Below are 21184 nucleotides of genomic sequence, written 5' to 3' on the forward strand. Positions count from 1 at the left end.
TGACGATGCTACGGATAACGCAGTGTAATCCATCTTTGACAAGCTTCTGTCCCGAGGTTGCACACGCGGCTTCAGGTCTTGATTTCAGCAAGTGCATTATCATATGCAGCTTCCCGCTCGTCCTCCCGGATCACCGCGATCCGCAAGCCCATGCCTGAATTACCAGAAGTCGAAGTCACCCGCCGCGGGGTCGCGCCCCATTTGGAAGGGCGCACCGTCAGCGGCGTCGTGCTGCGTCATACCGGCCTGCGCTGGCCTTTCCCCGAGGGCTTGCATGCGCTCCTGGCCGGGCGCGTGATCCGCAGCACCGGGCGACGCGGCAAATATCTGCTGATCCATTTCGACCATGGCACGCTCATCGTGCACCTGGGCATGTCCGGCCACCTGCGCATCCTGCCGCCGGGCATCACGCCACAGAAGCACGACCACTTCGACCTCGAAGTCGGCGGCCAGGTCATGCGCATGACCGACCCGCGCCGCTTCGGTGCCATCCTGTGGCATGACCTCAGCGACGGCGACATCGAAGAGCACCTGCTGTTGCGCAGCCTGGGGCTGGAGCCGCTGGAAGACAAGTTCAGCGCGCGCGAGCTGTTCAACCAGACGCGCGGCCGCAGCGCGCCCATCAAGCAGGTGCTGCTGGCGGGCGACATCGTGGTCGGGGTCGGCAACATCTATGCGTCGGAAAGCCTGTTCAAGGCCCGCATCAATCCCAAGACTCCGGCGTACAAGATCAGTCTGGCGCGCTATGAGCGCCTGGCCGAAGCCATCCGCGAGACGCTGGCCGCCGCCATCGAGCAGGGTGGCAGCACGCTGCGCGACTTCATTGCAGTCAACGGTCAGTCGGGTTACTTCCAGCAGAATTATTTCGTCTACAACCGTACCGGCGAGCCCTGCCGCATCTGCGCGGCACCGATCCGCCAGATCAAGCAGGGCCAGCGCTCCACCTTCTACTGCGTGAGTTGCCAGAAATGAAGGGACTTGTCGAATCGCGCCGCAAGAAGGCGTCCACCGCCGAGAACGCGGGCGCACAGTATGAAGATCCCTCCTTTTCGGCGGAGGTCATCGCCTGGCAGAAGCAGCATGGCCGTCACAAGCTGCCTTGGCAGAACACGCGCGATGCCTATCGCGTGTGGCTCTCCGAGATCATGCTGCAGCAGACGCAGGTTGCTGCCGTGATTCCGTATTACCAGCGCTTCCTGGAGCGCTGTCCGGATGTCTTCGCGCTGGCCGCCGCCCCCTCTGAGGACGTGATGGCGCTGTGGAGCGGCCTGGGTTACTACACGCGCGCGCGCAACCTGCACAAGTGTGCGCAGCGGGTGGTGGCTGAATACGGTGGCCGCTTCCCGGATGATCCGGCGCTGCTGGCCGACCTGCCCGGTATCGGGCGCTCGACTGCAGCCGCCATCGCCGCCTTTTCCTATGGACGCCGCGCGGCCATCCTCGACGGCAACGTCAAGCGCGTCTTTGCGCGCGTGTTCGGAGTGGATGGCTATCCCGGTGCCAAGCCGGTCGAAGACCAGCTGTGGCTGCGTGCGGTGGCCCTGCTGCCGGAAGAGGATATCGAGTCCTACACCCAGGGCCTGATGGACCTGGGCGCGACGCTGTGCGTGCGCGGCAAGCCGGCTTGCACGCGCTGTCCGCTGGCCGGACGCTGCGTGGCGCTGGCCGAGGATCGCGTGGCCGAACTGCCGGTGAGCAAACCGAAGAAAGCCGTGCCGGAAAAGGAAACGGTGATGCTGGTCATCACCCAGGGCGAGGATGTGCTGCTGGAGCAGCGCCCCGACAGCGGCATCTGGGGCGGCCTGCTGTCGCTGCCGGAAATCGGCGTCGGCAATGCCGAACACTTCGACACGGCCGTGCGCACCCTGGTGGCGTCCTATGGCGAACTGGATGGCTGCCGCAAGCTGCAGCCGTTCTCGCACGTCTTCACGCACTTCAAGCTGCATGTGGCACCGTTCCAGGTAGCCCTGAAGAGCCGTAGCCATCGCATCGCCGAAGGCGGTCTGGTGTGGTATCCGGCGCGCAAGCTGGCCGATGCGCCCTTGCCGGCACCGGTCAAGAAACTCTTGCTGGGGGTATTGCGGGCGGACGATCTGCTGGCCAGTGCCTGAACAGTTCACCTGACAGTTGCGGGTCTCACACCTGACACTTCAAGTCCCCGCACCTGACACTTCGGAAGCGCGCACCTGTCAGTTCAGTTGGCGATGCCTGCACACCACCTGTTCAGTGGCGCGGAAATGACTGGCCAGTTGTTCAGCCAGATAGACCGAACGATGCTGGCCACCGGTGCAGCCGATGGCCACGGTGAGATAGCTGCGGTTGTCGTTCTTGAAGGAGGGCAGCCACTTTTCGACGAAGCCGCGGATGTCGTTGTACATCTCGGCCACTTCCGGATAGGCCACCAGGAACTCGATCACCGGCGCATCGCGTCCGGTCAGCGGGCGCAGTTCGGCGTCATAGTGCGGATTGGGCAGCATGCGCACGTCGAACACCAGGTCGGCATCCAGCGGCAGGCCGTGCTTGAAGCCGAAGGATTCGATGAGCAGGGTCAGCGGCGAGCGTTCCAGATCCACCAGGTCCTTGATCCAGCGGCGCAGCTTGTTGGAGCTGAGCTGCGAGGTATCCATGACCAGGCCGATGTCCTGCAGGTCGCCCAGCATGTCCTTTTCCAGCGCGATGCACTCGGTCAGGGTCAGGCGGTCCGATGAGGTCGGGCGGCCCGGCAGCAGGCGGTGCGACAGCGGATGGCTGCGGCGCGTCTCGGAGAAGCGGGTGATGAGGGTTTCGTCGGAGGCGGTCAGGAAGAACACCTTGACGTCATGGCCATCGGCGCGCAACTGCTCGATGTCAGTGCGCAGCGTGGCCAGTGAATCGGCACTGCGGGCATCGGTGGCCACGGCCAGCATGCTTGCACCTTCCTTGATGCGGGTCTGCACCAGGTCGCACAGCAGGGAGGGCGGGAGATTGTCGACGCAGAAATAGCCGGCGTCTTCCAGCACGTGAAGTGCTACCGATTTGCCGGAGCCGGAAATGCCGGTGATCAGAACGATTCGCATGGCGGAATCATAACGCATCACCCGCGCCTGCGTGGCGGCACGGGTAGGCCAATGCGCCACCGAAAGTTTTCCCGACGAGCGGGAAAATTGCGTCCGGCTTGTCCGGCTTATTCGCCGTTCATGGCGCGCCGCTGGCGTTCGATGAATTCCTTGAGGGTATCGATGCCGCGCAGTTGCAGGATGGTGTTGCGCACGGCGGCTTCCAGCAGCACCGCGATGTTGCGGCCGGCCGCCACGGGAATGACCACCTTGCGGATCGGCAGGCCCAGCACTTCTTCGTATTGCGCATCCAGCGGCAGGCGTTCGTAGTTTTCTTCCAGCGTGCTGCGGCGGACCAGGTGGACGATGAGCTTCAGGCGCATCTTGCGGCGCACGGCGGTCTCGCCAAAGATGGCCTTGATGTCCAGCAGACCCAGGCCGCGCACTTCCAGCAGGTTGGCCAACAGCGGCGGGCAGCGGCCCTCGATCATGTTGGGCGCGATGCGCGCGAACTCCACCGCGTCATCGGCCACCAGGCCGTGGCTGCGCGAGATCAGTTCAAGACCCAGTTCGCTCTTGCCCAGTCCCGATTCACCGGTGATCAACACGCCCACGCCCAGCACGTCCATGAACACGCCGTGCATGGTGATCTGCTGCGCCAGTTTCTTGGAGAGATACACGCGCAGATAATCGATCACCTGCGCGGCCGGCAACGGCGTGGAAAACAGCGGGATGTTCTTTTCATCGCACACGGCCAGGATATCGGGCGGGGTCGACAGGCCTTGCGCGATGATGAAGGCGGGCGGCTCGCCGGCCACCAGCTCGGCGGTCTGGTAGGCGCGCGAAGTGTTGGAGAGGCGGTTGTAGTACTCGATTTCCTGATGGCCGAAGACCTGCAGGCGGCCAGGGTGGATCAGGTTCAGGTGGCCGACCTGATCGGAGGCCGAGACGGCATCGCCCGAGATCAGGCGCTCGCCGCCGGGGAAGCCGGCGAACCAGCCCAGTTGCAGGGATTCACGGTTTTCTTCGTACAACTGCTGAATCGACAACGCGGAATAATTGGGCATGGAGATCCGGATCTGCTCACAGGATAGGGTGCGGAATTGCCGCCGGCTTGGTGCAGCCTGATTGTGCCGGCCTCAGCCGGCTTTTTCCATCGAGGTCTGCCAGGTCACGATGCGGGCATGCACCACGGCAGGGTCGGACTCGACGGTGAGTTCATTGCGGAAGGCATCATCGGAAAACATCTCGGCGATTTCCGAGAGGATTTCCAGATGCTGCTGCGTCACGTTGTCGGGAATGAGCAGGAACACCAGCAGCTTGACCGGCTGGCCGTCAGGCGACTCAAAGGGAATCGGTGCGGCCAGGCGCATGAACAGCGCCAGCGGCGCCTTCAAGCCCTTGATGCGGCCGTGCGGCACGGCCACGCCATGCCCCAGTCCGGTCGAACCCAGACGCTCTCGTGCGAACAGGTTTTCGGAAACGGTGGAGCGCGCGATGCCGCTGTTGTTTTCGAAGGTCAGGCCGGCTTGTTCGAAAGCTCTTTTTTTGCTGGACACTTCCAGATCCAGAACCACGTTTTCTGGAGACAGGATTTTTGCGAGATTAGTCATGACGCTCAAGGAATTGCTACGGACTGAAGCTTTGAGCAGGATTATAGGCTTCTTTGCCGATGCCGGAAGGCTTTGAAAGCGCTGAACAGGAGGGGATTTCGGGCAGAAAACCCCGAATTGCCACGAGTTGCATACGAAAGATCGATGATCGTTGGCAACAAGTTGCCGCAAGGGATATCACGCCGTGATGGTTGGCGATGATGTGTGACGATGTGTGGAAAAAAAGCGCGGCAGGAAAGGGCGGCTCATCTGTTGCCCGGTCGCATCGGCCGGGACGAATGCCGCAAAGCAGACCCGCCGGCATGCACCGGCGGGCTGAAGTGCATTACATCTCGATGCGGCCGAAGATCAGCAGCACGTCGCCATTGTTCTTGTTGGCCGACAGGCGCGGCACGTAGGCGAAAATGATCTTGGCCTTCTGCGTACCGATGGAGGCCAGCGGCAGCGGCACCGGGAAGGGGATGCTGTGGAAGTAATCCTGACGGCTCATCAGCATGGCGGTGCCGCCCAGGCCCAGTTCCAGCCCGGTCTTGGCGATCGGGAATACCCATTCATAGGCATAGCCGGCCATGTACTGCGGATGGCGGTGCGAATCCTTGATCACGAAGCCGTACAGGGATTCATCATTGCCCTGCTCGTTGCGCAGGGTCTTGCCGTAACCGGCGCCCCAGGCATGCTCGTTGAGTTCATTGAGTTTGTCGCGGCTGTAGGTGCTGCGGCCGTGGTGCGCCACGCCGGACAGGTAGATGGCGTCATCGCCCTGGTTCCAGATCCTGGAGGCGTGGTCCTTGGTTTGTTGCCAGAGGCTGTACTGGTTGTCTTCGGCGTGGACGGCGGGGGCCAGGGCCAAGGCGGCGGCAGAGACGAGGGCGGCTTTGCGCAACATCGCGCCAAAAGTGAAGGTTTCGGCCTGGCACCGGAGCTGGGTGGTGGTTTTCATGGTTGTTATTGAAGGGAAAAGCAAAAAAACGCGACGGCAAGTGGGTAAGCGAGGGGATGTGCAGGCGGCCCGGTGACCGCGAAACAGGCAAAAGGCGAGTCGCCGGCCAGCTCATCCACAGCTTGTGTGGACTGCCATCGTGGCAAAAATATCCCGCTAGGTGGATCTTGCTGAAGCGCAAGATGTTACCAAATCATGGCGGCCATGGCTGTCCCCACGGGACAACGACACCGTTGGGTGCAAGATTTTGTAACAATTTGCTGACACTCCGTGGTGTTGGCACCACGGAGAACAGCCTGCAGGGATGAATTGTTGACGCTTACTGGCGCGCGTTGCGCAGTTGCGAAGGCGGCTTGGCGCTGGAGAAATTGCTGCGCCAGGGATTGATGTCCAGTCCGCCGCGCCGGGTGTAGCGGGCATAGACCGCCAGCTTCTGCGGTTTGCAGTGGCGCAGGATGTCAGTGAAGATGCGTTCCACGCATTGCTCGTGGAATTCATTGTGTTCGCGGAACCCGATGATGTACTTCAGCAGCCGCTCCTGGTCGATGGGCGCGCCCACGTACTGGATCTGCACGCTGCCCCAGTCGGGCTGGCTGGTCACCGGGCAGTTGGACTTGAGCAGGTGCGACACCAGGGTTTCTTCCACCGTGGCTTCGTCGGTATGGGCGCGCAGCAGGCTGCCATCGGGATGGGCCGCGCCGGTGGCCGGTTCGATTTCCACATCGAGCCGGTCCAGCAGCAGGCCCGAGAGTTCACCAAACTGCATCTGTCCGAACTGCGAGGATTCGGTCAGCGTCACCTGCACGCTGGCGCCGGCGGCGGCCGACAGGTCGGTGCGCATCTTGGTGATCAGTTCGTCGGCGCTTTCCAGACGTTCCTGGTTGAAGGAGTTCAGATATAGCTTGAATGACTTCGACTCGATGATGTTGGGCGAATCGGCCGGCACCATGAAGGTGGCGATGGCGATCTGGGGTTTGCCGCGCAGGTTCAGCCAGGAGATTTCATAAGCCGTCCACAGGTCCACGCCGAAGAAGGGCAGGGTGCCGCTGATCTGCAATTCGGCGCGCTTGGGCGCGCGCGGAATCGGGAACAGCAGGCTGGGATCGTAATGGGTCGGATATTCCGAACTCTTGCCCAGGGGTGAACTTTCCGGCGAATGGCCGACGGTGGATGCGGACGGGTTGGTGTGGTCCATGTGAATACTCCTGCGGTGCTGCGGGTGACGTTCTGTGATGTTGCCGCCGCGCGCAGTTGAAATGGCGCGCGGCGTTGGCCTTGATCAGCCGAGGAAGAGCTTGTACAGCGGGTTCTTGGTTTCGTCCCAGTGGCGATAGCCCAGCTGGGCCAGGAAGGCGCGGAATTCCTTCATTTCCTTCTTTGGCACCTGCAGGCCGATCAGGATGCGGCCGACATCGCTGCCTTGGTTGCGGTAGTGGAACAGGCTGATGTTCCAGCCCGGATTCATGCTGGAAAGGAACTTCATCAGCGCGCCCGGACGCTCCGGGAATTCAAAGCGATACAGCAGTTCATCGCCTGCCAGGTCACTCTTGCCGCCCACCAGGTGACGGATGTGGACCTTGGCCAGTTCATCATGGGTCAGGTCCAGCACGCCAAAGCCTGCCTTCTCGAAATTGCGCGCGATCTTGCCTGCTTCATCCGCTGCCGATACCTGGATACCGACGAACACATGTGCAGCCTTGGCATCGCTGATGCGGTAGTTGAATTCGGTGACGTTGCGCGGCCCCACGGTTTCGCAGAAGCGGCGGAAGCTGCCGCGTTCTTCGGGAATGGTGACGGCGAAGACCGCTTCACGGGCCTCGCCGTTGTCCGCCATTTCGGCCACGAAGCGCAGGCGGTCGAAGTTCATGTTGGCGCCGCAGGCGATGGTGATCAGGGACTCGCCCTTGATCGGCTTCTTGCTGGCCTTGGCACGCTCCACGTACGCCTTGGCACCGGCCACGGCCAGTGCGCCGGCGGGTTCGACGATGCTGCGCGTGTCCTGGAAGATGTCCTTGATGGCGGTGCAGACGGCATCGGTGTCGACGATGATGATTTCATCGACCAGTTCCTTGGCGATGCGGAAGGTTTCTTCACCTACCAGCTTGACCGCCGTGCCGTCCGAGAACAGGCCCACGTCCGGCAGCGCCACGCGGCGGCCGGCTTTCAGGCTGCGCGCCATGGCGTCGGAGTCGGTGGTCTGTACGCCGATGATCTTGATGTCCGGCCGCACTGCCTTGACGTAGGAGGCCACGCCCGCGATCAGCCCGCCACCGCCGATGGCCACGAAGATGGCGTGGATCGGCTCCGGGTGCTGGCGCAGGATTTCCATCCCCACCGTGCCCTGGCCGGCGATCACGTAGGGATCGTCGAAGGGGTGGACGAAGGTCAGCTTCTGCTTCTTTTCCAGCGTCAAGGCGTGTTCGTAGGCATCGGTGAAGGAGTCGCCGAAGAGCACCACTTCACCGCCGCGCGCCTTGACGGCATCGATCTTCACCTGCGGGGTGGTGGTGGGCATGACGATCACGGCGCGGCAGCCCAGGCGTGCTGCGGAGAGCGCCACGCCCTGGGCGTGGTTGCCGGCCGAGGCGCAGATGACGCCGCGCTTCAGTTGCGCCGGCGTCAGGTGGGCCATCTTGTTGTAGGCGCCGCGCAGCTTGAAGCTGAACACGCTCTGCATGTCTTCACGCTTGAAGTAAATTCGATTATCAATCCTTTGCGACAGCGTATTCGCCAGTTCCAGCGGGGTTTCTTGGGCGACGTCGTAGACGCGGGCGGTCAGGATCTTTTTCAGATAATCGTTACTCATGTTGGTCATCAATGAAGTGAAGTCAGGCGAGCAGCAGCGGGTTCAGGCGCGGTCATATCGCATTCAGGGTAAAAGGAATCAAGGCTGGGTAAGCCGCTGGGGATTTCCTCCTGGGCCGGGCCGGCAGGTCACCGGTCCGGGCCAGGGGAACTGGACATTATAAGGGAGCCGCGCAAGGCCACGGCAAGCTTGGCGTGTCTGATGCCGGAGATGAATCTTTCTTCACTTCTTGAATTCAGGCCCGGCGGCACCAGCTAGAATGCACGCTGCGCCACCCGACCGGCTTGACGGGTGGCAAGTTTTCCTCCTGGCTGCGGCCAGCCGATTTCATCTACCTGCCTCCTGCATGATCGAATCCGCCGTCCTCTGGCTGCTCAATATCCTCGCCATTCCTACCGTCGGCCTGACCTCGGTGTTCCTGATCAGCTTCATTTCGGCCACCCTGCTGCCGCTGGGTTCTGAACCGGCGGTGTTTGCCGTCATCAAGGCCAGTCCGGAGATGTTCTGGCCGGTGATCCTGGTGGCCACCTTCGGCAACACCCTGGGCGGTATCGTCGACTATTGGATGGGCTATGGGGCCAAGCAGGCCTTTGCCAAGGAGCGCTCCTCGCGCTGGTTCCACTGGCTGGAGCGTTTCGGTGCCAAGACCATGCTGCTGGCCTGGCTGCCCGGCATCGGCGATCCCATCTGCACCCTGGCCGGCTGGCTGCGGCTGCCGTTCTGGCCTTCGGTGTTCTATATGGCCATCGGCAAGTTCATCCGCTACGTGCTCATGACCTGGCTGCTGCTGAACGTGCCGGATGGCTTCTGGCACAAGCTGGGCAGCTGGCTGGCGTAAATTCCTGAAAAGATGAAGCAAAACGGCGCCGCAAGGGCGCCGTGGCAGGGTTTCCGGGAGGCAGGTGAATCATCCTGCCAAAGTCGGCACCAGATTCTCGATCAGGCGGATTGCCAGGAAGGTCGCCGTCACACCCAGCACGGCCAGGTGGCGGGTCTTGAGCTTCATGGTCAGGCCGGTGTCTTCATTGAGGATGGCGGTATGCATGGTGATCTCCTTGTAGCGTCGTCGCGGGCCGCTCAGGCCTTGCATTGGGCGTAGTCGGCCAGGGTAATGGCCAGGTTTTCCAGGAATTCGGTCATCAGGGTTTGCAACATGGGGCCTCCTTGGCGGGATGGGTCAGGGCATGTCCCTGATGGCTGAGTAGTTGAGATGGATTATAGATTTTGGCAATCGATTTTTTGAAATTGATTGTTATTATGAATCCAATTGGTAGAGGCTATTGCCGCGCTGCTCGCTGCAAACGTCGCCGATCCGCCGCACAAGGTCTCTCAAAGCTCATGCAAGCGCGCCCAAAACCCGGGTCGGGCCATCGCGAGTTTTGCCAATAGGCTAAAATGCACCTCCGGCAGCAGATTTACCTCATACATCAATGAACGCCCCCGCACAGATCCAGGCTTTGCTTACAGACGCGCCGCATGGCGCAGCGACACCGCGCTTGCGCGAAATCCCTTACAACTACACTTCCTTCTCCGATCGCGAGATCGTGATCCGGTTGTTGGGCGAAGCTTCCTGGTCCCTGCTCGACGAGCTGCGCGGCAAGCGCCAGACCGGCCGTTCGGCGCGCATGCTGTATGAAGTATTGGGCGATATCTGGGTGGTCCGCCGCAATCCCTACCTGCAGGACGACCTGCTGGACAACCCCAAGCGCCGCGCCGCCCTGATCGAGGCGCTGAACCATCGCCTGAGCGAGGTCGACAAGCGCCGCCTGGCCACCGACCTGGCCGAATCCGGCGACGCCGAGGCCCAGCGCCGCAGCGCCAGCGTGGAAGCCTTGCTGAAGGCGGCCCGCAAGGCCATCGGCGATTTCGCCGAAGAGTTCCGCCAGACCTATGACCTGCGCAAGCGCGCCACCAAGGTACTGGGCCGCTATACCGCCAAGGACAACATCAAGTTCGATGGCCTTTCGCGCGTCTCCCACGTGACCGACGCCACCGACTGGCGCGTCGAGTACCCCTTCGTGGTGCTGACTCCGGACAGCGAAGATGAGATGGCCGGCCTGGTCAAGGCCTGTATCGAACTGGGCCTGACCATCATCCCGCGCGGCGGCGGCACCGGCTACACCGGCGGTGCGATTCCGCTGACGCCCATGTCGGCCGTCATCAATACCGAAAAACTGGAACAGCTGGGCGCGGTCGAGATGGAAATCCTGCCCGGCCTGGACAAGCCCTACGCCACCATCTACTCGGGTGCCGGCGTGGTCACCAAGCGCGTCTCGGATGCGGCTGAGAAGGCCGGCTTCGTCTTCGCGGTGGACCCGACCTCGGCTGAAGCCTCCTGCATCGGCGGCAACGTCGCCATGAACGCCGGCGGCAAGAAGGCCGTGCTGTGGGGCACCGCCCTGGACAACCTGGCCAGCTGGCGCATGGTCGATCCGCAGGGTGACTGGCTGGAAGTGACCCGCCTGGACCACAACCTGGGCAAGATCCACGATGTCGAAGTGGCACGCTTCAAGCTGGAGTGGTCGCATCCCGGCGAAAAGGGCCAGAAGACCGAAGTCTTCAAGACCGAGATGCTGGAAATCTCCGGCAAGAAATTCCGCAAGGAAGGCCTGGGCAAGGACGTCACCGACAAGTTCCTCTCGGGCCTGCCCGGCGTGCAGAAGGAAGGCTGTGACGGCCTGATCACTTCGGCCCGCTGGATCCTGCACAAGATGCCCAAGCAGACCCGCACGGTCTGCCTGGAATTCTTCGGCCAGGCGCGCGATGCGATTCCCTCGATCGTCGAAATCAAGGATTACCTCGACGCCGAGACCAAGAAGGGCGGTGCCATCCTGGCCGGCCTGGAACACCTGGACGAGCGCTACCTGCGCGCGGTCGGCTATGCCACCAAGTCCAAGCGCGGCGTGTTGCCCAAGATGGTGCTGATCGGCGACATCGTCGGCGATGACGAGAATGCCGTCGCCGCTGCCGCTTCGGAAGTCATCCGCATGGCCAACAACCGCGTGGGTGAAGGCTTCGTGGCCGTGAGCCCGGAAGCGCGCAAGAAATTCTGGCTGGACCGCTCGCGCACGGCGGCCATCGCCAAGCACACCAACGCCTTCAAGATCAACGAAGACGTGGTGATCCCGCTGAACCGCATGGGCGAATACACCGACGGCATCGAGCGCATCAACATCGAGCTGTCGATCAAGAACAAGCTGCAACTGCTAGCCGAACTGGACAGCTTCTTCGTCAAGGGCAACCTGCCGCTGGGCAAGAGCGACGACGCCGAGGGTGACGACATCCCCGCCGCCGAAATGCTGGAAGACCGCGTCCACCAGGCCGAGAGCCTGCTGGAACAGACCCACGCACGCTGGTCCTACCTGCTGGCCAACCTGGACAAGCCGCTGGATGAAGCCAAGGGAGAACTGGCCGCACTGGGCCTGGAAAAGATGCTGCCGGTGTTTGAGCAGCGCCTGATCGACCAGCCCGAAGCCGCCGTCTTCCACGTGGTGCAGGACCGCACCGTGCGCATCTCCTGGAAGCAGGAAGTGCGGGCGCAACTGCGCCAGATCTTCTCGGGCGCGGCCTTCAAGCTGATCCTGGAAGAATGCCAGGCCATTCACAAGCGCGTGCTGCGCGGCCGCGTCTTCGTGGCCCTGCACATGCACGCGGGTGATGGCAACGTGCACACCAACATCCCGGTCAATTCCGACCACTACGAAATGCTGCAGGATGCCCACGTCGCCGTGGCGCGCATCATGAAGCTGGCCCGTTCGCTCAATGGCGTCATCTCGGGCGAACACGGCATCGGCATCACCAAGCTGGAATTCCTGACCGAAGACGAGATCGGCGAATTCCGCGAATACAAGAAGCGCGTGGACCCGGAAGGCCGCTTCAACAAGGGCAAGCTCCTGAACCTGCCCGGCATGGAAGCCGACCTGTCCAATGCCTACACGCCATCGTTCGGTCTGATGGGCCACGAATCGCTCATCATGCAGCAGAGCGACATCGGTGCCATTGCCAGCAGCGTCAAGGACTGCCTGCGCTGCGGCAAGTGCAAGCCGGTCTGCTCGACCCACGTGCCGCGCGCCAACCTGCTGTACTCGCCGCGCAACAAGATCCTGGCGACCTCGCTGCTGGTGGAAGCCTTCCTCTATGAAGAGCAGACCCGCCGTGGCGTCTCCATCAAGCATTGGGAAGAGTTCGAGGACGTGGCCGACCACTGCACGGTGTGCCACAAGTGCGTCACGCCTTGCCCGGTCGATATCGACTTCGGCGATGTCTCGATGAACATGCGCAACCTGCTGCGCAAGATGGGCAAGAAGTCCTTCAATGCCGGCACCAATGCGGCCATGTTCTTCTTGAACGCCACCGACCCGGCCACCATCAACGCCACCCGCAAGGTGATGACGCAGTGGGGCTTCAAGGCGCAGCGCCTGGGCAACGACCTGATGAAGAAGTTTGCCAAGAAGCAGACCCAGAAACCGCCCGCCACCGTCGGCAAGCCGCCGGTCAAGGAGCAGGTGATTCACTTCATCAACAAGAAGATGCCGGGCAACCTGCCCAAGAAGACCGCGCGCGCGCTGCTGGATATCGAGGACGACAAGATCGTCCCCATCATCCGCAACCCCAAGACCACCACGGCCGATACGGAAGCGGTGTTCTATTTCCCGGGCTGCGGATCGGAGCGCCTGTTCTCGCAGGTCGGCCTGGCCACGCAAGCGATGCTGTGGAACGTGGGCGTGCAGACCGTGCTGCCGCCGGGCTACCTGTGCTGCGGTTATCCGCAACGTGGTACCGGCGACTTCGAAAAGGGCGAGAAGATCATCACCGACAACCGCGTGCTGTTCCATCGCATGGCCAATACGCTGAACTACCTCGACATCAAGACCGTCGTGGTGTCCTGCGGTACCTGCTACGACCAGCTGCAGGGGTATGAATTCGAGAAGATCTTCCCCGGCTGCCGCATCATCGACATCCACGAATACCTGCTGGAGAAGGGCGTCAAGCTCGAAGGCGTGACCGGTACCCGCTACATGTACCACGATCCCTGCCACAGCCCGATGAAGCAGCAGGATCCGCTGAAGACCGTCAACTCGCTCATCACCACGGTGGACGCGCAGAAGATCGAGAAGAATGATCGCTGCTGCGGCGAGTCGGGTACCTTCGGTGTGTCGCGTCCGGATGTCTCGACCCAGGTCCGCTTCCGCAAGGAAGAGGAAATGAAGAAGGGCAGCGACAAGGTCCGCGCCGATGGCTTCACCGGCGACGTCAAGATTCTGACCTCCTGCCCGTCCTGCTTCCAGGGCCTGTCGCGCTACAACGAGGATGCCGGCACCACCGCCGACTACATCGTGGTGGAAATGGCGCGTCACCTGCTGGGCGAAAACTGGATGCCGGAATACGTCGAGCGCGCCAACAATGGCGGCATCGAACGTATCCTGGTGTAAGCCATGAGTGCCTCCGTGGTTCCCGCTTGCGAGCTGTGTGCCGGCGATGGTGGCGAGGTGCTGTGGCAGCATCCCGCGTTTCGCGTGGTGCTGGTCGATGAGGCCGATTATCCGGGCTTCTGCCGGGTCATCTGCCATGCGCACGTGAAGGAAATGACCGACCTTGCCCCGGCGCAGCGCACCCTGCTGGCCAATGCGGTGTGGGCGGTCGAGGCCGCCCAGCGCGAGGTGATGCAGCCCGAGAAGGTCAACCTGGCCACGCTGGGCAACATGACCCCGCACGTGCACTGGCATGTGATCCCGCGCTTTACCGATGATCGCCATTTCCCCAGCCCGGTCTGGGCCGAGCCGCGCCGTGCGGCCGATGAGGGCTCGCTGGCCGCACGCCGTGCACTGCTGCCGCAGTTGCGCGAAGCCGTGCGCCGGCATCTCGATGCGGCAGGCCTGACGGCCTGATGCTGGCAGCAGCCCGGCGTGCGGTGACGCCGCCGGGCGCGATGTTTCTTCTCACCAATTTCAACAAGGGAGAGCCCATGAGCGCCCCGTCTTCGCCGGTTCCGGTGTCCTTCAAGGTACGCAAGCTCTCGCGCGTGGTCGAAGTCGAGTTCGATGACGGCGTGATGTTTTCCCTGCCCTTTGAACTGATGCGCGTTCTGTCGCCCTCGGCCGAAGTACGCGGGCACGGACCGGGGCAGGAAGTGCTGCAGACCGGCAAGCGCGACGTCGAGATCCACGGCATCGAACCGGTCGGCAACTATGGCGTCAAACCGCTGTTCTCGGACGGCCACGCCAGCGGCATCTTCACCTGGGATTACCTCTACCAGCTCGGCCGTGACCAGGCTGCCCTGTGGGAAGCCTATCTGCAGAAGCTGGAAGCGGCCGGCTTCACCCGTGAAAGCGGGCGCGATCACCAGCCCGTCGAAGGAGGCAACGCCCATGCCTGCGGCCATCATCACTGAGCAACCCGGCTGGCTCATCCGTGCCGCGCGTCCTGAGGATGCCGAGGGCGTCACGACCTTGGTGAACCTGCCGGGTTTCCGTTTTGGCACCCTGCGCCTGCCTTATCAGACACTGGAGCAGACGCGCCATTGGCTGACTACCGGCGTCAATGGCGTCAACGGTGGCCTGCATCTGCTGGGCTTGCTGGATGACCAGGTAATCGGCCAGGCCAGCCTGCATCGTTCGGCCGGCAGGCGCGCGCACGCGGCCGGTATCGGCATGGGCGTGCACGATGCGTATTGCGGGCAGGGTGTGGGCAAGGCGCTGCTGGCCGAGTTGGTGCAGGCAGCCGATCAGTGGCTGGACATTCGCCGGCTGGAACTGACCGTATTCGCCGACAATGCGGCCGCCATCGCGCTGTACAGCAAGCTCGGCTTCGAGGTGGAAGGAACCTTCCGTGAATATGCCTTCCGTGAGGGCCGCTACGTGGATGCCTTGTCGATGGCCCGGCTGCGCGAGCGCTGATACGCATCAAGACCTGCCACGGCAGCAAGCAAGCCCAAGCCGGATGCTCCCCTTATAATGTCGTCTTCATCGTTACAGGCCCAGCCATGACCAACACCACCCACTTCGGTTACGAAACCGTCAAAGAAGAAGAAAAGGTCCGCAAGGTCGCGGAAGTGTTCCACTCCGTCGCAGCCAAGTACGACGTGATGAACGACTTCATGTCGGCGGGCCTGCATCGCATCTGGAAAGCCTTCACCATCGCCCAGGCCGGCGTGCGTCCGGGCTTCAAGGTGCTCGACATCGCCGGCGGTACCGGTGACCTCTCCAAGGTCTTCGCCAAGCAGGCCGGTCCGAGCGGCGAAGTCTGGCTCACCGACATCAACGAATCCATGCTGCGCGTGGGCCGCGACCGTCTGCTCAACAAGGGCATCGTCACCCCGACCATGCTGTGCGATGCCGAGAAACTGCCCTTCCCGGACAATTATTTCGACCGCGTCTCGGTAGCCTTCGGCCTGCGCAACATGACCCACAAGGATGCCGCCCTGGCCGAAATGCGCCGCGTGCTCAAGCCCGGTGGCAAGCTGCTGGTGCTGGAATTCTCCAAGGTCTGGGAACCGCTGAAGAAGCCCTATGACGTCTATTCCTTCTCGGTCCTGCCGTGGCTGGGCAAGAAGGTCGCCAACGATGCCGACAGCTATCGCTACCTGGCCGAATCGATCCGCATGCACCCCGACCAGGAAACCCTGAAGCAGATGATGGAACAGGCCGGCCTGGATCGCGTACAGTATTTCAACCTGACCGCCGGTGTGGCTGCGCTGCATACGGGCATTAAGATGTGATTAATGCTGGGCGCGCCAGCATTAAGGCTGGCTTAATTCTGCCCGGCGACAATGATGGCTCCGATGTGGCGGCTTGCTTTTCCCTCGGCCCGCTCGCCACTTCGTCATCATCCACAAGAGGCAAGCCCATGAAAAAAATATTCCTCGCACTGCTGCTGGCGATCACTTCGCTCTCCCTCATCATGTCGCCCGCCGAGGCCAAGCGCCTGGGTGGCGGTGGTTCCTTCGGCAAGCAATCCTCCAATTACTCGCGCCAGGCGGCCCCCTCTGCGCCGTCTTCGCCGTCCTATAGCCAGCCTTCCCGTCCTGCCGCACCGGCCGCCGCGCCGCAAAGCGCTCCCATGCCCAAGCCCGCCAGCCCCTGGCGCAATGTGCTGGGCGGTGCACTGCTGGGCTTCGGCCTCGGTGCGCTGATGTCGCACTTCGGGATCGGTGGCGCGCTCGGCGGCATGCTGGGTTCGCTGCTGACCATCGCGCTGCTGTGCGCGGCGGTGATCTTCCTGATCCGTCTGTTCGCCCGCGGCCGTGAAGCGCAGAACAACAATCCGGCCTATGCCACACCGATGCCGGGCGTGAGCCCCATCGGCAGCGCTGCCGGTGCCACCCCGGAAATCGGTTCCGGCCTGCGCGACATCAATCCGCCGCCCGCGGTCCCGCACGCGCCGCCTGCCGCCCTGCAAGGCAATGGCTACGGTGGCACGGCCCAGCCGGCGCAGATCCAGCAATGGGGCATCCCCGATGGCTTTGATACGGCCGGATTCGTGCGCAATGCCAAGACCTATTTCATCCGCCTGCAGGCGGCGTGGGATCGCGCCGACGTCAACGACATCCGTGAATTCACCACGCCCGAGATGTTCGCCGAGCTGCGCATGCAGCTGACCGAACGTGGCGCAGCGCCCAATGCCACCGATGTCGTGCAGCTCGACGCGCAACTGCTGGGCATCGAGACCATGGCCTTCGATTACCTGGCCACGGTGCGCTTCCAGGGTCTCATCAAGGAAGCGCCGGATGCCTCGGCCGAACCCTTCGCCGAGATCTGGAATCTCTCCAAGCCGCTCAACGGCAGCGGCGGCTGGGTGCTGGCGGGTATCCAGCAGGTCTGATGCAAGCGCAAGGCGCGCTGGATCAAGCCAGCCGCAGTGCCTGAACCTTGCCAGTGCGCCAAGCTGGTACACTTGAAACCGCCCGGCTTTTGCGGGCGGTTTTGTTTTGGCGGAGGGAATTCTTTCTGCTCCGGCGTACTCAACCCGTAGTCCTCCGATCCACCCCGATTCTGGAATCCATGTCCGTGCTGCCCGATCCGTCCACTCTTGTCTCCGGCCTCGATCCGATGAAACCTGCCGCTGCGGTGATCAACCACCTGCTGGCCCAGGAACCGTGGGCGCGCGACACCCTCATGGCCCATGCCGGCAAGGTCGCCTGCATCGATACCGGCGTCATGCAATTGCGCCTGAAGGTGACCGGCGATGGCTACCTGCAGGAGGTGTCGGCCGATGCGCTGGCCAACGTCACCATCCGCCTGAAGCTGTCCGACCTGCCGCTGATTGCCGCCAACCGCGAGCGCGCCATCTCTTACGTCAAGCTGGAGGGCGATGCCGATTTCGCCAATGCGATTTCGCAACTGAGCCAGAAGCTGCGCTGGGATGCCGAGGATGACCTCTCCCGCGTGGTCGGCGATGTCGCTGCGACCCGCATCGTCTCCGGCGCGCGGGGCCTGTTCGAAGCCGCACGCACCACGCAGCGCAAGCTGACCGAAAACCTTGCCGAGTATTTCCTGGAAGAACAACCGATGCTGATCCGCCCCCGCCAGTTGCAGGATTTTTCTGCCGACGTCGTGCGCCTGCGCGATGATCTGGAACGCCTGTCCAAGCGCATCGAGAAACTGGAGCGTCGTTAAATGCTGCTGCGTTCCATGCGTCTGCTCAAGATCATCCGTGTCGCCATTCTCTACGGCCTGGATGAAATCATCGCCTCCGAATTTGCGCCGCCGCGCATCGCCCGCATCATCAACCGCATCTTCTTCTGGCGCGACCTGACTGCGCCGCGCGGTGAGCGCCTGCGTCGCGCGCTGGAGGATCTCGGTCCCATCTTCATCAAGTTCGGCCAGGTGCTCTCGACCCGGCGCGACCTGATGCCGCCCGATATCGCCAATGAACTGACGCTGCTGCAGGACCGCGTGCCGCCCTTCGAATCGGAACTGGCGGTCAAGCAGATCGAAAAGTCCTTGGGCGCGCATCCGGACCAGCTCTTCGCCAGCTTCGAACGCACCCCGGTGGCCTCGGCCTCGATTGCGCAGGTCCACTTCGCCACCCTGAAGGATGGCAAGGAAGTGGCCGTCAAGGTGCTGCGTCCCGGCATGCGCGACATCATCGATCACGACATCGGCCTGATGCATGTGGCTGCCGATTGGCTGGAACGCCTGTGGGCCGATGGACGTCGCTTGAAGGCCAAGGAAGTCGTGGGCGAGTTCGACAAGTACCTGCACGACGAGCTGGACCTCATGCGCGAAGCGGCCAATGCCAGCCAGCTGCGCCGCAACTTCGCCGAGTCCACGCTGCTGATGGTGCCGGAGATGTATTGGGATTATTGTTCATCCTCGGTCATCGTGATGGAGCGCATGTATGGCATCCCGATTTCGCAGACCGAGCGCCTGCGCGCCGAAGGGGTCGACCTGTCCAAGCTCTCGCGCGATGGCGTGGAGATTTTCTTCACCCAGGTGTTTCGCGATGGCTTCTTCCACGCCGACATGCACCCCGGCAACATCCTGGTGTCGGTGGCCCCGGAAACCTTCGGCCGCTACATCGCGCTGGACTTCGGCATCGTCGGCACGCTCAACGATTACGACAAGGATTACCTGTCGCAGAATTTCCTGGCCTTCTTCCGCCGCGACTACAAGCGCGTGGCCGAGGCCCACATCGAATCCGGATGGGCGCCCAAGGAAACCCGCGTCGATGAACTCGAAGCGGCCGTACGTGCCTGCTGCGAACCGATCTTCGACCGTCCGTTGAAGGACATCTCCTTCGGCCAGGTGCTGCTGCGCCTGTTCCAGACCTCGCGCCGTTTCAACGTGGAAGTGCAGCCGCAACTGGTGTTGCTGCAGAAGACGCTGCTCAACGTCGAAGGCCTGGGCCGCCAGCTCGATCCGGACCTGGACCTGTGGAAGACCGCCAAGCCCTATCTCGAACGCTGGATGAGCGAGCAGATCGGCTGGCGCGGTTTCGTCGAACAGCTGAAGGTGGAAGTGCCGCGTTACAGCCGCCTGCTGCCGGAGCTGCCGCGCCTGGCGCACCAGGCGCTGACGCGCTACACCGACGGCGAGAGCCAGCCGCAGAACACCGAACTGATCCGCAAGCTGCTGGCCGAGCAGCGGCGCACCAACATGCTGCTGGGTGTGATCGTCTATTTCGGCGGGGGGCTCATCGGCGGCATCATCGTGATCCAGGTGCTGATGCATTTCCTGAAGTTCTATTGATGTAAATGATTTAAATCATTTAGATGATTTGGATGATTTAGATAGTTTGGTTAATTTGGTAACTATCTAAAACTGTCTTCAGCAAGCGCCGGCCTATGCCGGCGTTTCGCATGGTTCAACCCAAAACAACAGAGGCCAAGAACACCGTGGGAACCAACGACAACAGCCTGTCCGATGCACGCGTGCGCATGTTGCCTTACATCGTGGCGGCGACTTTCTTCATGGAGTATCTCGACACCACCATCATCGCCACGGCCTTGCCGCAGATGGCGCAGTCCTTCGGTGTAGGTCCCAACGAACTGAGCCTGGGCATGACGGCCTACATGCTGACGCTGGCCGTCTTCATTCCCATCAGCGGCTGGGTGGCCGACCGCTTCGGTTCGCGCACGGTGTTCGGCATCGCCATTGCCATCTTCACGCTGGCTTCCGTTTTGTGTGGCTATTCGCAGAACGTGTGGGAGTTCACGGCAGCGCGGGTGCTGCAAGGCCTGGGTGGCGCAATGATGGTACCGGTCGGGCGCATGATCGTGGTGCGCAGTACCGGCAAGGACAGACTGATGAAAGCCATTGCCACCATCACCTGGCCGGCCATCGTGGCACCGGTGGTGGGACCATCGATCGGTGGCTTCATCACCACCTATGCTTCCTGGCATTGGATCTTCCTGATGAACGTGCCGTTCGGGTTTGCGGCGTTCATTGCCGTCATGCGCGTGGTGCGCAATGAACACGGCCACGGCAAGCGGCCGCTGGACGTGATCGGTTTCCTGCTCTCGGGCGCGGCGCTGACCTCGCTGCTGTATGGCACCGAGATCGCCAGCCATATGGAGTCCAACATCAAGGTGGCGCTTGGCTTCGTGGCCCTCGGGGTGGCGCTCGGGTACTGCGCGTGGCGGCACATGCAGCGCATCGAACATCCGCTGCTGGATTTTTCCAACCTGCGCATTCCGACCTATTCGGTGACGGTGCTGACTGGTTCGCTCACGCGTATTGGCGTGGATGCGGTGCCTTACCTGATGCCGCTGATGTTCCAGATCGGCTTCGGCCTGACGGCTTTCCAGTCGGGTTTGTTGCTGCTGGCCACCGCCCTCGGCAATCTCGGCATGAAGGCATTCACCACGCGCATCCTGCAGCGTTTCGGTTTCCGTAGCGTGGCGGTCAACAATGCGGCCATCGCCGGTTGCCTCATCATCGCCTGCGGTCTGCTCACGCCGGGCACGCCGCTGCCGGTGATCCTGGGGGTGATCTTCTGCTATGGGCTGTCGCGTTCGATGCAGTTTTCGACCCTGGCCACGCTGGCGTATGCGGATATCTGCGATGCCCGCAAATCCTCGGCCAGCACGCTGTGGAGCGTGGCGCAGCAGATGACCATCGGCATGGGTATCGCCTTCGGTGCGCTGGCCTTGCGTATCGCGGCGGCGATCCGTGGCGAGGAGATCGATGCCACCGGCGCGCATTTCACGCTGGGCGATTTTCAGTGGGCCTTTGCGATGGCCGGGGTGGTGACGCTGGTTTCAGTAATCGGCTATCGTGGCCTGGCGCGGGACGCAGGCAGCAATATCGGTGGCGGGATGCGCGCCGCGCAAGGCAAGCGCTGAACTTCT

Annotated in this window: 19 protein-coding genes; 12 read left to right on the forward strand and 7 right to left on the reverse strand. The window is 62.5% G+C overall.

The annotated features are described in order from the left end of the window. Positions 1–150: 150 nt before the first annotated feature. Together mutM and mutY are read left to right on the forward strand one after the other, a co-directional pair. The gene (gene mutM / locus MKD49_RS24545) at positions 151–972 is read left to right on the forward strand and encodes a bifunctional DNA-formamidopyrimidine glycosylase/DNA-(apurinic or apyrimidinic site) lyase (protein ID WP_209584681.1); all 822 of its coding nucleotides are present in this window, start codon (positions 151–153) and stop codon (positions 970–972) included. Next, positions 969–2111, forward strand: a complete 1143-nt coding sequence (gene mutY / locus MKD49_RS24550; protein ID WP_209584680.1) for an A/G-specific adenine glycosylase — start codon at positions 969–971, stop codon at positions 2109–2111. Before mutM ends, mutY begins: the two co-directional genes overlap by 4 nt. 78 nt (positions 2112–2189) lie before the next feature. Here the strand turns inward: mutY and rapZ are convergent, their stop codons facing one another. The 6 genes from rapZ to ilvA all read right to left on the reverse strand — a co-directional run bounded on the left by rapZ (position 2190) and on the right by ilvA (position 8403). After that, on the reverse strand, positions 2190–3056 hold the full coding sequence (rapZ, locus tag MKD49_RS24555; RefSeq protein ID WP_252697595.1) for an RNase adapter RapZ: 867 nt from the start codon (positions 3054–3056) through the stop codon (positions 2190–2192). A gap of 107 nt (positions 3057–3163) precedes the next feature. Continuing rightward, positions 3164–4102, reverse strand: a complete 939-nt coding sequence (gene hprK, locus MKD49_RS24560; protein ID WP_034330851.1) for an HPr(Ser) kinase/phosphatase — start codon at positions 4100–4102, stop codon at positions 3164–3166. A gap of 72 nt (positions 4103–4174) precedes the next feature. Continuing rightward, a complete protein-coding gene (locus MKD49_RS24565; RefSeq protein WP_034330862.1) occupies positions 4175–4648 on the reverse strand; it encodes a PTS sugar transporter subunit IIA in 474 nt (157 codons plus the stop codon). A gap of 325 nt (positions 4649–4973) precedes the next feature. Next, positions 4974–5588: a hypothetical protein gene (locus tag MKD49_RS24570; RefSeq protein WP_252697596.1), complete on the reverse strand. Its 615-nt coding sequence runs from the start codon at positions 5586–5588 to the stop codon at positions 4974–4976. Between the two features lie 319 nt (positions 5589–5907). Beyond that, positions 5908–6783: an NADPH-dependent 7-cyano-7-deazaguanine reductase QueF gene (gene queF / locus MKD49_RS24575; protein ID WP_209569212.1), complete on the reverse strand. Its 876-nt coding sequence runs from the start codon at positions 6781–6783 to the stop codon at positions 5908–5910. Positions 6784–6867: 84 nt separating this feature from the next. Beyond that, on the reverse strand, positions 6868–8403 hold the full coding sequence (ilvA, locus tag MKD49_RS24580) for a threonine ammonia-lyase, biosynthetic (RefSeq protein ID WP_256497818.1): 1536 nt from the start codon (positions 8401–8403) through the stop codon (positions 6868–6870). A gap of 337 nt (positions 8404–8740) precedes the next feature. Between ilvA and MKD49_RS24585 the strand changes: the two genes are divergently transcribed. Next, positions 8741–9232: a YqaA family protein gene (locus tag MKD49_RS24585; protein WP_121045834.1), complete on the forward strand. Its 492-nt coding sequence runs from the start codon at positions 8741–8743 to the stop codon at positions 9230–9232. Between the two features lie 69 nt (positions 9233–9301). On the opposite strand, the gene MKD49_RS24590 is transcribed toward MKD49_RS24585, so the two are convergent. After that, on the reverse strand, positions 9302–9439 hold the full coding sequence (locus MKD49_RS24590) for a hypothetical protein (protein ID WP_166675521.1): 138 nt from the start codon (positions 9437–9439) through the stop codon (positions 9302–9304). 385 nt (positions 9440–9824) lie between these two features. Between MKD49_RS24590 and MKD49_RS24595 the strand changes: the two genes are divergently transcribed. The 9 genes from MKD49_RS24595 to MKD49_RS24635 all read left to right on the forward strand — a co-directional run bounded on the left by MKD49_RS24595 (position 9825) and on the right by MKD49_RS24635 (position 21178). After that, a complete protein-coding gene (locus MKD49_RS24595; RefSeq protein ID WP_252697598.1) occupies positions 9825–13826 on the forward strand; it encodes an FAD/FMN-binding oxidoreductase in 4002 nt (1333 codons plus the stop codon). Between the two features lie 3 nt (positions 13827–13829). Continuing rightward, the gene (locus tag MKD49_RS24600) at positions 13830–14282 is read left to right on the forward strand and encodes an HIT family protein (protein ID WP_121045837.1); all 453 of its coding nucleotides are present in this window, start codon (positions 13830–13832) and stop codon (positions 14280–14282) included. 77 nt (positions 14283–14359) lie between these two features. Then, positions 14360–14785 carry a gamma-butyrobetaine hydroxylase-like domain-containing protein gene (locus tag MKD49_RS24605; protein ID WP_039786816.1) on the forward strand — a complete coding sequence of 142 codons (426 nt, stop codon included), beginning with the start codon at positions 14360–14362 and terminating at the stop codon, positions 14783–14785. Next, the gene (locus MKD49_RS24610) at positions 14763–15290 is read left to right on the forward strand and encodes a GNAT family N-acetyltransferase (RefSeq protein WP_252697599.1); all 528 of its coding nucleotides are present in this window, start codon (positions 14763–14765) and stop codon (positions 15288–15290) included. The genes MKD49_RS24605 and MKD49_RS24610 overlap by 23 nt, the downstream gene beginning before the upstream one ends. Positions 15291–15376: 86 nt before the next feature. Continuing rightward, the gene (gene ubiE, locus MKD49_RS24615; protein WP_039786819.1) at positions 15377–16111 is read left to right on the forward strand and encodes a bifunctional demethylmenaquinone methyltransferase/2-methoxy-6-polyprenyl-1,4-benzoquinol methylase UbiE; all 735 of its coding nucleotides are present in this window, start codon (positions 15377–15379) and stop codon (positions 16109–16111) included. Positions 16112–16239: 128 nt separating this feature from the next. Beyond that, a complete protein-coding gene (locus tag MKD49_RS24620) occupies positions 16240–17214 on the forward strand; it encodes a Tim44 domain-containing protein (protein ID WP_252697600.1) in 975 nt (324 codons plus the stop codon). A gap of 179 nt (positions 17215–17393) precedes the next feature. Then, positions 17394–18008: an SCP2 domain-containing protein gene (locus MKD49_RS24625; RefSeq protein WP_252697601.1), complete on the forward strand. Its 615-nt coding sequence runs from the start codon at positions 17394–17396 to the stop codon at positions 18006–18008. Beyond that, positions 18009–19583 (forward strand): ubiquinone biosynthesis regulatory protein kinase UbiB, encoded by a 1575-nt coding sequence (ubiB, locus tag MKD49_RS24630; protein WP_121045839.1) that lies wholly within the window; start codon positions 18009–18011, stop codon positions 19581–19583. A 110-nt stretch (positions 19584–19693) separates the two neighbouring features. Then, positions 19694–21178 (forward strand): MFS transporter, encoded by a 1485-nt coding sequence (locus MKD49_RS24635; RefSeq protein WP_371925513.1) that lies wholly within the window; start codon positions 19694–19696, stop codon positions 21176–21178. Positions 21179–21184: the final 6 nt, after the last annotated feature.

The organism is Herbaspirillum sp. WGmk3 (genome assembly GCF_023952535.1).
Lineage (GTDB): Bacteria > Pseudomonadota > Gammaproteobacteria > Burkholderiales > Burkholderiaceae_D > Herbaspirillum > Herbaspirillum huttiense.

Excerpts from the sequence above, each read along its gene's own strand:
- MKD49_RS24620 (WP_252697600.1), top strand. The coding sequence starts at position 16,240 with ATGAAAAAAATATTCCTCGCACTGCTGCTGGCGATCACTTCGCTCTCC.
- MKD49_RS24590 (WP_166675521.1), bottom strand. The coding sequence starts at position 9,439 with ATGCATACCGCCATCCTCAATGAAGACACCGGCCTGACCATGAAGCTC.
- MKD49_RS24635 (WP_371925513.1), top strand. The coding sequence starts at position 19,694 with ATGGTTCAACCCAAAACAACAGAGGCCAAGAACACCGTGGGAACCAAC.
- ilvA (WP_256497818.1), bottom strand. The coding sequence starts at position 8,403 with ATGACCAACATGAGTAACGATTATCTGAAAAAGATCCTGACCGCCCGC.
- queF (WP_209569212.1), bottom strand. The coding sequence starts at position 6,783 with ATGGACCACACCAACCCGTCCGCATCCACCGTCGGCCATTCGCCGGAA.
- MKD49_RS24600 (WP_121045837.1), top strand. The coding sequence starts at position 13,830 with ATGAGTGCCTCCGTGGTTCCCGCTTGCGAGCTGTGTGCCGGCGATGGT.
- MKD49_RS24595 (WP_252697598.1), top strand. The coding sequence starts at position 9,825 with ATGAACGCCCCCGCACAGATCCAGGCTTTGCTTACAGACGCGCCGCAT.
- MKD49_RS24605 (WP_039786816.1), top strand. The coding sequence starts at position 14,360 with ATGAGCGCCCCGTCTTCGCCGGTTCCGGTGTCCTTCAAGGTACGCAAG.
- mutM (WP_209584681.1), top strand. The coding sequence starts at position 151 with ATGCCTGAATTACCAGAAGTCGAAGTCACCCGCCGCGGGGTCGCGCCC.
- rapZ (WP_252697595.1), bottom strand. The coding sequence starts at position 3,056 with ATGCGAATCGTTCTGATCACCGGCATTTCCGGCTCCGGCAAATCGGTA.
- MKD49_RS24570 (WP_252697596.1), bottom strand. The coding sequence starts at position 5,588 with ATGAAAACCACCACCCAGCTCCGGTGCCAGGCCGAAACCTTCACTTTT.
- hprK (WP_034330851.1), bottom strand. The coding sequence starts at position 4,102 with ATGCCCAATTATTCCGCGTTGTCGATTCAGCAGTTGTACGAAGAAAAC.
- ubiB (WP_121045839.1), top strand. The coding sequence starts at position 18,009 with ATGCTGCTGCGTTCCATGCGTCTGCTCAAGATCATCCGTGTCGCCATT.
- MKD49_RS24585 (WP_121045834.1), top strand. The coding sequence starts at position 8,741 with ATGATCGAATCCGCCGTCCTCTGGCTGCTCAATATCCTCGCCATTCCT.
- mutY (WP_209584680.1), top strand. The coding sequence starts at position 969 with ATGAAGGGACTTGTCGAATCGCGCCGCAAGAAGGCGTCCACCGCCGAG.
- MKD49_RS24625 (WP_252697601.1), top strand. The coding sequence starts at position 17,394 with ATGTCCGTGCTGCCCGATCCGTCCACTCTTGTCTCCGGCCTCGATCCG.
- ubiE (WP_039786819.1), top strand. The coding sequence starts at position 15,377 with ATGACCAACACCACCCACTTCGGTTACGAAACCGTCAAAGAAGAAGAA.
- MKD49_RS24610 (WP_252697599.1), top strand. The coding sequence starts at position 14,763 with ATGCCTGCGGCCATCATCACTGAGCAACCCGGCTGGCTCATCCGTGCC.
- MKD49_RS24565 (WP_034330862.1), bottom strand. The coding sequence starts at position 4,648 with ATGACTAATCTCGCAAAAATCCTGTCTCCAGAAAACGTGGTTCTGGAT.